This window comes from Kitasatospora sp. NPDC054768 (assembly GCF_053612025.1).
In genome coordinates this window covers 1-11,960 of record NZ_JBSHBN010000225.1, presented here as the reverse complement: position 1 = coordinate 11,960, position 11,960 = coordinate 1, and the positions used below count along the sequence as shown (strand labels likewise).

General features: G+C 74.0%; 8 protein-coding genes. 6 read left to right on the top strand and 2 right to left on the bottom strand.

From position 1 onward, the window contains the following. Positions 1-588 precede the first annotated feature (588 nt). The 6 genes from ssuE (at position 589) to ACWGKU_RS37950 (ending at position 8,974) form a co-directional block, all read left to right on the top strand. Positions 589-1,143, top strand: coding sequence for an NADPH-dependent FMN reductase (gene ssuE, locus ACWGKU_RS37975; RefSeq protein ID WP_380355371.1), 555 nt, complete (start codon positions 589-591; stop codon positions 1,141-1,143). Between the two features lie 323 nt (positions 1,144-1,466). Beyond that, a complete protein-coding gene (locus ACWGKU_RS37970; RefSeq protein ID WP_359910121.1) occupies positions 1,467-2,255 on the top strand; it encodes an ABC transporter ATP-binding protein in 789 nt (262 codons plus the stop codon). A 16-nt stretch (positions 2,256-2,271) separates the two neighbouring features. Further along, positions 2,272-4,842, top strand: a complete 2,571-nt coding sequence (locus ACWGKU_RS37965; RefSeq protein ID WP_452179151.1) for an ABC transporter permease — start codon at positions 2,272-2,274, stop codon at positions 4,840-4,842. Positions 4,843-5,033: 191 nt separating this feature from the next. Then, positions 5,034-7,070: a hypothetical protein gene (locus tag ACWGKU_RS37960; protein WP_452179144.1), complete on the top strand. Its 2,037-nt coding sequence runs from the start codon at positions 5,034-5,036 to the stop codon at positions 7,068-7,070. A gap of 161 nt (positions 7,071-7,231) precedes the next feature. Then, positions 7,232-8,272, top strand: a complete 1,041-nt coding sequence (locus ACWGKU_RS37955) for a glycosyltransferase family 2 protein (RefSeq protein ID WP_359910112.1) — start codon at positions 7,232-7,234, stop codon at positions 8,270-8,272. 87 nt (positions 8,273-8,359) lie between these two features. After that, on the top strand, positions 8,360-8,974 hold the full coding sequence (locus ACWGKU_RS37950; RefSeq protein WP_387695754.1) for an acyltransferase: 615 nt from the start codon (positions 8,360-8,362) through the stop codon (positions 8,972-8,974). Here the strand turns inward: ACWGKU_RS37950 and ACWGKU_RS37945 are convergent, their stop codons facing one another. Together ACWGKU_RS37945 and ACWGKU_RS37940 are read right to left on the bottom strand one after the other, a co-directional pair. Next, positions 8,975-10,576 carry an LCP family protein gene (locus ACWGKU_RS37945; RefSeq protein WP_401043780.1) on the bottom strand — a complete coding sequence of 534 codons (1,602 nt, stop codon included), beginning with the start codon at positions 10,574-10,576 and terminating at the stop codon, positions 8,975-8,977. A 225-nt stretch (positions 10,577-10,801) separates the two neighbouring features. Then, positions 10,802-11,960 (bottom strand): LCP family protein (locus tag ACWGKU_RS37940; protein ID WP_452191759.1); only part of this gene is annotated, 1,159 nt, incomplete at its 5' end.

Here is an 11,960-nt window from a genome sequence, read left to right as displayed (position 1 = left end):
GCCGTGGCGCGGCCGCCCCCGGTCCGCGCGGGTTCAGCGAGGACGGCAGCGGCGGCTCGGCCGCGCCGCCCCCGCCGTTTCCGCCGTACGGGTTCCCGCCGCCCCCCGGGCGGCCCTCCTGCCACGTGTTCATGCCGACGAGGATGCCCGACCCCGGTCGGGCTGACTCCCCCCGGGGGGCCCACCGGGCTTCTTGTAGCAGTTTTGATGCACGTGCCGGATCGTTCCGCCGCAACGTCCGGACACCCGGTGTTCCAGCTGCTGAAACGTTTCTTGACCAGCCCGAACACAGCGTGTTTGCATTCCAGGCATGGATCAGCGTTGGGCACTCACGCGTCGGCGGCACGTCGACCTGCGGCGCGGTGTGGCCTGTTCGCTCTGTCGCGGCTGACGCGCGCCCGCCGAATCCCCGTACCCGCCGCACGTCCGCCGACACAGCGCCCCCGCCGCACGTCCGCCGACACAGCGCCCCCGGTGCCGCCCCGGCACCGCTCCCGGCACCGGCCCCCACCCGCGGCGCCCTCCCCCGCCGCACCCGGCCGGAACCCGCCGCACCGCGCCGCCCCGCTTCCACCCAGAGGTGAACCCATGGCCGTCGTCCTGTCCGTTTCCGGCTCCCCGTCCCCCACCTCCCGCACCACCCGCCTGCTGCGCCACGTCGACGCGCGGCTGGCGGAGCGCGGCCACCACGTCGTCCCCTTCGAGGCCCGCAGCCTGCCCGCGCACGCGCTGCTGTCGGGCGACTTCGACCACCCCGAGATCGTCGCCGTCACCGAGCTGTTCGCCCGCGCCGACGGCGTGGTCGTCGGCACCCCCGTCTACAAGGCCGCCTACTCGGGCCTGCTGAAGGCCCTGCTGGACGTGCTCCCGCAGTACGCGCTGGCCGGCAAGGCCGTCCTGCCGCTCGCCACCGGCGGCTCGCCCGCGCACGTCCTCGCGGTGGACTACGCGCTGCGCCCGGTGCTCAGCTCGATGGGCGCCGACCACATCACCCAGGGCTGGTTCGTGCTCGACCGCCACATCACCGCCCGGGAGGACGGGACGACCCTGGTGGAGCGCGAGACCGAAGCCCTGCTGGTCCCGGTCGTGGAGGGCTTCGCCACGGCCCTGGAGCGGCTGGCCGCAACCGCGCTGACGAGCTGACGGACCGCCGCCGCGGCCCGTACGGGGCGTCCCCGAGACGGGCCGCGGCTACCCCTAGGGGGAGCGGCGCCGCGGCCCGTAGAACCTTGGTTGAGCGGCTTCATTCCGGCGGATGACGAGCCGCCGGCCGTCGGCTCCTAACGTGGTTCACACATCCCCACCCGCCGGGAAGCGGCCCGCTTGCGTCGGGTCCGGTGGCCAGGTCCACCGGGAGGGTGGAGACAACTCCCGGTCGAGGACTACCGCCTGCGCCATGTCATGAGGCGGGCGGGCCCGCGAGGCTGGGGGCCAACGGGTGAGCGCATCTTCCTTAGGAGAGTCCAGTGACGACGGCAGCAGCAGCCGTGTACGACCCCCAGCTTCCCGGCGGAGCGTCAGCCGTCGCCGCGTCGGCCCGTCAGGTCACCAAGGCGTACGGTTCGGGCGAGACCAGGGTGACCGCGCTCGACTCCGTCGACGTGGACATCCAGCGCGGCCGGTTCACCGCGATCATGGGCCCCTCGGGCTCCGGCAAGTCCACCCTGATGCACTGCCTGGCGGGCCTCGACACGGTCACCTCCGGCCGGATCCGGATCGGCGACACCGAGATCACCGGTCTCAAGGACAAGCAGCTCACCAGACTCCGGCGCGACAAGATCGGCTTCATCTTCCAGGCGTTCAACCTGCTTCCGACCCTGAGCGCGCTGGAGAACATCACGCTCCCGATGGACATCGCCGGCCGCAAGCCCGACCAGGCCTGGCTGGACCAGGTGGTGGAGACGGTCGGCCTGTCCGGCCGGCTCAAGCACCGCCCCTCCCAGCTCTCCGGCGGCCAGCAGCAGCGCGTCGCGGTGGCCCGGGCGCTGGCCGCCCGCCCCGAGATCATCTTCGGGGACGAGCCCACCGGGAACCTGGACTCCCGCTCCGGCGCCGAGGTGCTGACCTTCCTGCGCCGCTCGGTGGACGAGCTGGGCCAGACCATCGTGATGGTCACCCACGACCCGGTCGCCGCCGGCTACGCGGACCGCGTGCTCTTCCTCGCCGACGGCGTGATCGTGGACGAGATGCACGCGCCCACCGCCGACTCCGTCCTCGAACGCATGCGCCGTTTCGACGGCAAGCGCACCAGCTGAGCGGCGGGACGACACCATCATGCTGCTCAAGACCTCACTGCGGAGCTTCTTCGCCCACAAGGGCCGGATGGCGCTCTCGCTCATCGCTGTCGTGCTGTCGGTGGCCTTCGTCTCCGGCACCCTGGTGTTCTCCAACACCGCCACCGGCACCTTCGACAAGCTCTTCGCCGCGACCGCCTCCGACGTCTCGGTCAATCCGCCCAAGCCGGCCGAGGACGAGGAGCAGCAGGCCGCCGTCAAGCCGCCGACCGTCCCGGTCGCGCTCGCCGACCAGGTCGCCGCGGTGCCGGGCGTGAAGAAGGCCGTCGGCCAGGTCATGGTCCGGAACGCGGCCCTCATCGACCCGGCCACCAACAAGCTGGTCGGCCCGACCAGTGGCGCGCCCACCATGCTCGGCAACTGGACCGACACCCCGCGCAACCCGGTCACCATCACCTCCGGCCACGCGCCGCGGAACTCCGGCGAGCTGGTGCTGGACGCGGACACCGCGAAGAAGGCCAAGCTTGGCCTCGGCGACCGGATCAGGATCGAGAACTCCGGCGGCAGGCACGACCTCACCATCGCCGGCATCGCCACCTTCACCGCCACCAACCCGGGCGCGGCGCTCGGCTTCCTGGACACCCCGACCGCCCAGCAGGTGTTGCTCGGCGAGCCGGCCTACACCTCGATCGAGGCCTTCGGTGACGGCAGCCTCGGCAACGACCGCCTCAAGGCCGACACGACGGCCAGGATCGGCGGCGGCTACCTGGTCAAGACGGCGGCCGAGCAGAAGGACGAGAACACCAAGCAGGTCGGCAGCAGCCTCAACTTCATGAAGTACGCGATGCTCGGCTTCGCCCTCGTCTCGGCGGTCGTCGGCGCGTTCCTGATCGTCAACACCTTCTCGATGCTGGTCGCCCAGCGCACCCGGGAGATCGGCCTGCTACGCGCCATCGGCGGCAGTCGGCGGCAGGTCAACCGCTCGGTGTTGGTCGAGGCGCTGATCCTGGGCGTGCTCGGCTCGACCCTCGGGGTGGCGGCCGGTCTGGGTGTCGCGGTCGGCCTGATCAAGCTGATGAACGCGATCGGCATGGACCTCAGGGCGGCCGACCTGCAGGTCGGGCCGGACGTCTTCGTCGCCGGCTACGCGCTCGGCATACTGGTCACCCTGGTCGCGGCCTGGTTCCCGGCCCGCCGGGCGAGCCGGATCTCGCCGATGGCCGCCCTGCGCGACCACGGCACTCCGGCCGAGGGCCGCGCCAACCTGGTCCGTACGGTCCTCGGCCTGCTGCTGACGGCCGGCGGCGGCGCCCTGCTGGCGCTCGGCGCGCGGGCGGAGAAGGCGGCCACCGGCGGCCAGTACCTGGGCCTGGGCGTGGTGCTCACCCTGATCGGCTTCGTGGTGCTCGGCCCGCTGCTGGCCTCGGCCGTCGTCCGGGTGCTCGGCGCGCTGCTGCCGGCGCTGTTCGGGCCGTCCGGCAAGCTCGCCCAGCGCAACGCGATGCGCAACCCGCGCCGCACCGGCGCCACCGCCGCCGCGCTGATGATCGGCCTGGCGCTGGTGATCGCTTCCTCGGTCTTCAGCTCCTCGGCGGTCACCTCGGCCAGCGCGCAGATCGACAGGTCGGTGGGCGTGGACTACATCATCGGCGGCGGCCGCGCCGAGATCACCACCGAGATGACGGACATCGTGCGCCGGACCCCGGGCATCGACCACGTCACCGTCCAGAAGGGCTTCCACACCAGGATCCAGCTGCCGGACGGACGGCAGGCGAAGACCGCCCTGGACGCCGTGCCGCCCGCCTTCTTCGCCACCGACTTCCACCCGACCGTGCGCTCCGGCGCGGCCGCGTCGATCGGGCGCGGATCGCTGGGGATCGGCGAGGCCTTCGCCAAGGACTTCGGCCTGAAGGTCGGCGACATGGTGACCGTCGACTACGGCAAGGGACGCACCCAGGTGCTGCCGGTCGGGGCGGTCTTCGCCAAGGGCGAGCTGTTCGGCAACGGCTCCTTCGTGGACCTGGACACCATGGCCAAGGCGGTCCCCGCCGCCGAGCAGCCGCCGGTGGACACCTTCTTCGCCAAGGCCTCCCCGGGCGCCGACGTCGCCAGGACGCTGACCGCCCTCCAGGACGGGCTCAAGGAGTACCCGCAGCTGACCGTCAAGGACCAGGCCGGCTACAAGGAGCTGGTGCAGTCCCAGGTCAACACCCTGCTCTACCTGATCTACGGGCTGGTCGCCCTCTCGATCACGGTCGCGGTGCTCGGCGTGGTCAACACCCTGGCGCTGTCGGTGGTCGAGCGGACCCGCGAGATCGGCCTGCTGCGGGCGATCGGGCTCTCCCGCCGCCAGCTGCGCCGGATGATCCGGCTGGAGTCCGTGGTGATCGCGCTGTTCGGCGCCGTCCTCGGCACCGGGCTGGGCCTCGCCTGGGGCGTCACCGTCCAGGGGGTGCTGCGGGACCAGGGCCTGGGGACGCTCTCCGTCCCGACCACCATGGTGGCGATCACGCTGGTCTCCTCGGTGCTGATCGGCCTGTTCGCCGCGCTCGTCCCGGCCTTCCGGGCCGGACGCATGAACGTCCTCGCGGCCATCGCGACGGACTGAGCCGGCTCCGGGGTCGCCGGGCCCCGGAGCACGGGGGAGACGGGGGGAACAGGGGGACCGGGGGGAACTGGGGGAACAGGGGACCGGGGCCGGGTGCGCACAGCACCCGGCCCCGGTGCCGTTCCCCGCCCCTTGCCGGGAGGCCGCCGCCGAGGTGCGTTCCGTTTCCCCCGGGCTGGGATGATCGTCCGATGTTCCCCTCGGACGCCCCGCCGCTGCCCAGCGCCGCGCCCCTCACCAGTGCCGCCGCCGCCCGCTGGCGCGCCGCCCGGACCGCGTGGCGGCTGGACAGCCGGTGGCTCGCGTTGCTGCCGGTCGCCTTCCTGACCCTGGCCGCCGCGGTGGAGCCGGACAGCGGAGGGGCCTGCAACGCCCAGGGCATCTGCCGGGAGACCTGGGGCGAGACCCTGGCCCTCTGGACGCTGCTGGCCGAGGCCGTCCTGCTGGTCGGCCGGCCCCGCGTCCGGCCGCTCGTCCCGGTCGCCGCCCTGGCCCTGTTCTGGTACCTCCCGAACGGCCTGGTCACCCCGCTCGCCCGCTGGTCCGCCGTGCTGCTGCACCTGCTGCTGGCCGCCGTCCTGATCGGCGCCGACCTCGGCCGCCGCCGCGCCCGCCACCAGCTCGACGAACTGATGGCCCCGCCCGTCCCCTTCCCCTGGACGGCCGCCGGCGCGCCCTCGCCCGTCCACCCCCCGCACGCGCCGGTCGGGCGGCGGGTGCTCGGCGTGCTGTTCCTGGTCGCCGCCGCCGCGCTGCCGGTGTACGGCCTGTGGGCGCAGTCCCAGCAGGAGGAGCGGGACGGCGCGGCCGTGCGGGTCACCGGCACCGCGGGGGAGTTCGACCGGGACGGCCTGCTGACCGTCCACTACCAGGACCCCCACCGCGGTGACGTGACGGTCGCCGCGCCGCCCGGCGCCGCCGCCGGGCCCACCGCGAAGCTGGACGTGTGGTGGGCCGAGCGACCGCAGCCGGGCCAGGCGATCCCGCTGCTGCTGGACGGCGACCGGGTCCGCGCGCTGGGCGACGACTACGACCTGTCCGGCGAGGTGCTCCTCGGCGGCCTGCTCGCCCTGCCCGGCCTGCTGCTGCTCGGCTCCGCCCTGGCCCACGACGTCCGCCGCACCCGGCCCGCCTTCGAGGGCACCGCTCCCGCCCTGGCCGTCCGGGTCCGGGCCGACGCCCAGGGCGACCTGCTGGTGCTCCCGGTGGACGGCCCGGCGGACGGGCCCGCGCTGTGGCGGCTGAAGGAGTGGGAGCGCTACTACTGGGCCCGGGAGGGCCACCCGGACATGCCGGACCGCCCGGGCCCCGGCTGGCTGCCCGAGCACCCCGACCTGGAGGGCGACGAGGAGGACCACCCCGGGTCGGAACCGCGGTACGACCCGGCCGAGGAGGAGTACGGCGAGCTCTTCGAGCGCGCCACCCCGGACCAGGCCGCCGCCTGGCTGGCCCGGGCCGGCCGCAGCGTCCCGGCCGTGCTGTACCGCGGCCCGGACGGCCCCGACCAGCAGCTCCTGGTCCGCCCGGCCCTGCTGGACGGCGACACGCAGCGGGTGGCCTCCGTGGTCGCCCCCGTCGCCCGGGCCCCGCGGCTCGGCCGGCGCTCCGGGCGCTACCGCGAGCGCGAGCTGGCGGTCGCCGCGCTGACCGCCGAGACCGTCGCCGCCGCCCCCGAGGCCGGCTCGGACGCCCGGCCGCTGGACGCCTGCCGCTGGGAGATGCCGCTGCCACTGCGGGCGGCGGCCGGACCGCTGGCGGCGCTGCTGGTCGTCGCCGCCGTCGTGCTGCTCGACGACGACGGCTGGTGGGAGGGGCTGGTGCGCCCGCTGTGGATCGGCTCGCTGGCGATCCACGCCTGCGCCCAGACGTTCTCCTGGCAGCTGGTGGCCGACCGCGACGGCCTGCGGGTGGCCACCGCACTGCGCACCCGCAGCTACCGCTGGGCGGAGATCTCGGCGGCGGCGGTGCACCGGAGCCTGCTGACGATCCGGCTGCGCGGCGGTCGGGAGTTCTCCTTCTTCAGCCGCCCGGCGGCCCGGCTGGCCGCCTTCTTCGGCGGGCGGTACGACCCGGCGGCGGTGGCCCGGACCGTCGCCACCGCCGCCCACCGCCCCGACCTGCGGCCGGCGCAGGCCCTGCCGGACCGGCTGGGCGGCCCCCAGCACCTGGTGAACCGGCTCGCGCTGACCGGTTACGCGGTGTTCACCGTCGCTCACTACGCACTCTGAACCCACCCCGGACCGGCACCGGATCCACACCGCTTCCGGCCCGCGCGTAAGGGGGAGTACGGTGTTCTTGATCACAGCACCGGTGCCGCGCCGCGAGGCGTCCCCGGCCGCCCAGACCGGGACAAGACGGGGACGCGTCCGCACCGGTACGGTTGGCCCCGATGAACACCAAGGCTGCTGAGGAGCTGCCGGCTGTTTCCGTGATCATGCCGGTGCTCAACGAGGAACGTCACCTGCGCACGGCGGTCCGCCGCATCCTGGACCAGGAGTATCCCGGGCCGATGGAGGTGGTGATCGCCCTCGGCCCCTCCACCGACCGCACCGCGGAGATCGCGGCCGAGCTGGTGGCCGAGGACCCGCGGGTGCGGACGGTGGCGAACCCCACCGGCCGGACGCCGGCCGGGCTGAACGCCGCGATCCGGGGCTCACGGCACCCGATAGTCGTGCGCGTGGACGGCCACGGCCTGCTCACCCCCGGCTACATCACCACGGCGGTCCGGCTGCTCGGCGAGATGGAGGCGGCCAACGTCGGCGGCATCATGCACGCCGAGGGCGAGACCGAGTGGGAGCACGCGGTCGCCGCCGCGATGACCTCCAAGATCGGCGTCGGGAACGCGGCCTTCCACACCGGCGGCCTGGCCGGCCCGGCGGACACCGTCTACCTCGGGGTGTTCCGGCGCGAGGTGCTGGAGAAGCTCGGCGGCTACAACGAGGAGTTCATCCGCGCCCAGGACTGGGAGCTGAACTACCGGATCCGCCAGGACGGCGGCCTGGTCTGGTTCACCCCGCAGCTCAAGGTGACGTACCGGCCCCGCCCCTCGGTGCGGGCGCTGGCCAAGCAGTACAAGGACTACGGCCGCTGGCGCCGGGTGGTCACCCGCTACCACCGCGGCTCGGTCAACATGCGCTACCTCGCCCCGCCGGCCGCGCTGGCGGCGGTCGTCCTCGGGCTGGTGCTCGGCGCCGCCGTCCACCCGGCCTTCCTGGCGGTGCCCGGCGCGTACCTGATGGGCATCCTCGGCGGCGCCGCGGTCGAAGGCCGCGGGCTGTCGTTCAAGGCCAGGGCGCTGCTGCCGGTGGCCTTCGCGACCATGCACCTCAGCTGGGGCTTCGGCTTCCTGACCTCTCCGCGCTCGCTGGCCCGAAGAGTGATCGCCAGCGTCGGCCCGTCCTCCAAGGACGTGCTCTCGAAGACGGGTTGATCCCGGGGCGCGCCTGACACGCCCTGGCGCCCGCCGATTCGTCTCGGCAGCCTGCGGTGCCGTGCGGCGCCGCTATCGTCGGTGCGCATGGCGACAGTTGAGGACGGGGCGGGTGCGGCCCGGATCGAGCCGAGCGCGGACGTCGACGAACGGGCCGCGATCGGTGCCGGGACGGCGGTCTGGCACCTCGCCCAGGTCCGCGAGGACGCGGTGGTCGGTGCGGACTGCGTGATCGGCCGCGGCGCGTACGTCGGCCCCGGCGTGCGGATCGGGGACCGGGTCAAGGTGCAGAACCACGCGCTGGTGTACGAGCCGGCGGTGGTCGAGGACGGGGTGTTCATCGGCCCGGCCGCCGTCCTCACCAATGACCGGTACCCCCGCGCGGTCACTCCCGAGGGCCGCCCCAAGGGCCAACACGACTGGCGGGCCGAGGGGGTGACGCTCCGTCAGGGTTGCTCGATCGGCGGCCGTGCGGTGCTGGTCGCCGGGGTGACGGTCGGCCGCTGGGCGCTGGTCGCGGCCGGCGCGGTGGTGCACCGGGACGTCCCGGACTTCGCGCTGGTCGCCGGTGTCCCGGCCCGCCGGATCGGCTGGGTCGGCCGGGCCGGCGAGCCGCTGCGGCCCACCGGGGACGGCGGCTGGCAGTGCCCCCGGACCTCCGAGCGGTACCGCGAGGAGGGCGGAACCCTCCTGCCCGGCTAGCTACTTGGCGCAGACGTCGGTGTCGTCCGCCTGGACCCGCTGGAGGTCCTCGGGCGCCTCGGTGGGCACCGCCGACGGGTTGGCGGCGGCCAGCACGTCCTTGCCGAGCACCAGCAGTAGCCCGCCCTTCGGGTCCGACTTCGCGGCCGGCCGGACGGCGTCGCCGGGCAGGCCGAGGGCGGCGGCCAGGGCCTGGGCCTCGGCCTCCCGGCCGGACGGGTAGGACACCGTGGTGGTCTCGGCGGGCGGTGCGTCGCTGCCCACCACGGCCTTGTCGAAGCCCTTCGCCCGGAGCTTCTCCACGGTCGGCCCGGACTGTCCGCGGGTGCCGCTGCCGTTGCGCACCGTCAGCTGGACGCCCTTGCCGGAGACCGGCGGGGTGGTGGCGGCCGGGGCGGGCGGCGGGGTCGCGGCGCCGGTGGCCGGGGCCTCGGCGGCGGGCGGGGCGCTCGGCGGGGCGGCGGTCTCGGTCAGCGAGCGGTCGGCCGCGACCATCGCGAACAGCTGCCCGGCGTCCGGCTGCTTGAGGATCACCCGGTTCTCGTCCTTGGGGTCGTCCAGGACGGGCGCGGTGGTGAAGGTGATGTTCTTGGTGTCCACCTTGCTGATGTCCAGCGCGAGGTCCTTGAGCTTGTCCACGCTGCCGATGCCGGAGTCCACGGTGAGTGCCTTGGTGGCGGCGTCCGCGAGCTTGTAGAGCTTGGTCGGGCTGGTCAGGGTGTCGTCGCTCTTGATCTTGCGGATCATCGAGCTGATGAACTGCTGCTGGAGCGGGATCCGGGTGAGGTCGCCGCCCTGGCCGACCGCGTGCCGGGTGCGGACGAAGGCCAGCGCCTCCTCGCCCTGGACCACGTGCCGGCCCTTGGTCATCTTGAGGTGGGAGCCGGAGTCGTTGATGTCCTTGGCCGCGCAGACCTCGACCCCGCCGACGGCGGTGGACAGGGTCTTCACCGCCTCGAAGTTGACCTGCACGAAGTGGTCGACCCGGATCCCGGTGTTCTTCTCGACGGTCTTCCAGGTGCAGCCCGCGTCGCGCCCCTCCTGGCCGAGGCTGTTGTTGAACTCCTCCCGCGCCGAGCCCTGGATCTTCTTCCCCTGGGCGTTCTGGCACTCCGGGATCGGCAGCATCAGGTCGCGCGGGAGGCTGATCACCGTCGCGTTGGTGCGGTCCTTGGCGATGTGGAACAGCAGCGTGGTGTCGGCGTGCCCGGTGCTGCCCTCGTCGCCGTACTCCCGGCCGAGGCCCTCCCGGCTGTCCGTGCCGATCACCAGGATGTTCAGCGCGTCCCCGGCGGCCGGGGGCCGCTCGGACTCGTCGCCCAGCTGGACCTTGACCGAGGTCAGGTTGTCGTTGAAGTGCCGGTACAGGTAGTACGCTCCGCCGCAGCCCGCCACCATCACCAGGGCGCCCGCCCCGGCCGTCCACTTGAGCGCCCGTCGGCGCCGGCTGCGCTTGGCGAGCGCGGCCGCCCGCCGCCGGCTGTCCCGGCGGCCCTCGGGGGCCGGTGCCGCCGGTGCCTCGACGGCCCGCCGGCGCTGCCGGGGGACGCCGGGAGCCGGGTCGACCCGGTACCGGCCGCCTTCCGGTTGCTCCTCGTGCACGGGGGTTCCCTACCTTCGACCGGTCACGGCTGCGGACCGCCCGTACGGACGGGCCGATCCGGACACACTAGACGAGCCGAACGGGGGAGTCGTTCCCGGTGTGATCTCCGCCATGTTCCGGCAGGGCGGGGATAAATACCGCTCGTGGCCGAGCAATTGCGGAAACGTCCGGATCGGCCGACGGGGCCGGACCGGGGTGCGCCGGCGCGGTCGGGGGCCGGCGGTTCAGTGCGGGGCGCAGGCGTCCACGTCGGCGGTGCGTCCCTCGAAGGTGGGCGCGGCGCTCGCGGAGGGTGACGCGGTCGCCGTCGCCGAGGCCGTCACCGCCGCCGCCACCTCGGCCGTCGGACCCGCCCCCGGGGACGGGGACGGGCCCGACGAGGGCGAGGACCCGGGCGGCCGGACGGCGACCGGCCGGTCGTCCCGCAACGCCGCGAACAACTGGCCGGTCTGCGGCTGCACGAACTCGTCCCGGTCCGAGTCGTAGCGGTACGGGCGGCGCGGCGCGGTCAGGAAGACCACGTCCGCCGAGGGGACGCCGCGCAGGTCCTGGGTGAGGTCGTACAGCGCGCCGAGCGAGGACAGCCCGCCGTCCGCCCGCACCGAGGAGGTCGCGGCGTCCAGCACCGGCCACAGCTTCGCCGGGTTCAGCAGCACGCCCTGCGACTGCGCCTTGCGGATCAGCGCGGCCAGGAACTGCTGCTGGCGGCCCATGCGTTGGGTGTCGCTGCCGTCGCCCAGGCTCTCCCGGGCCCGGACGTAGCCGAGCGCCTGCTCGCCGTGCAGGGTCTGCCGGCCGGCGGGCAGGTCGAGCCTGGCGTCCTTGTCGTGGATCGGCTGCGGCACGCACACCTCGACCCCGCCGATCGCGTCCACCATCGTCTTGAAGCCGCTGAAGTCGAGGATCACGTAGTGGTCGATCCGGATGCCGCTCAGCTTCTCGACGGTCCGGATCGAGCAGGCCGGACCGCCCGTCTCGAAGGCCCGGTTGAACTGCATCAGCGCGGGCTTGCTGCGGCTGCCGTCCGGCTTCTCGCAGGCGGGGACGGAGACCATGACGTCGCGCGGCACCGAGACCGCCGTCGCGTGCCTGCGGTCGGCGGCCAGGTGCAGCAGGATCGTGGTGTCCGAGCGCTCGGTGCCGCTCCCACCGCCGTACGAGGCGTTCGCGCCGGAGCGGTCGTCGCTGCCGATCAGCAGGATGTTCTCGGCGCCCCGCGCCCCGGCGGTGCGGCTCGGCCGCTCGGCCTCCAGCCGGGCGAGCAGCCGGTCGGTGGCCGAGTCGGTGCGGATGTTGCCGTCCAGCTTGCGGTAGGCGATCCAGAGCAGCGCGCCGGTGGCGACCAGCAGGAACGCGACGGCGCCGGCGGTGATCATCAACCAC

Coding starts and splice junctions, on each gene's coding strand:
- ssuE (WP_380355371.1), top strand. CDS start 589: ATGGCCGTCGTCCTGTCCGTTTCCGGCTCCCCGTCCCCCACCTCCCGC.
- ACWGKU_RS37950 (WP_387695754.1), top strand. CDS start 8,360: ATGGCGACAGTTGAGGACGGGGCGGGTGCGGCCCGGATCGAGCCGAGC.
- ACWGKU_RS37955 (WP_359910112.1), top strand. CDS start 7,232: ATGAACACCAAGGCTGCTGAGGAGCTGCCGGCTGTTTCCGTGATCATG.
- ACWGKU_RS37960 (WP_452179144.1), top strand. CDS start 5,034: ATGTTCCCCTCGGACGCCCCGCCGCTGCCCAGCGCCGCGCCCCTCACC.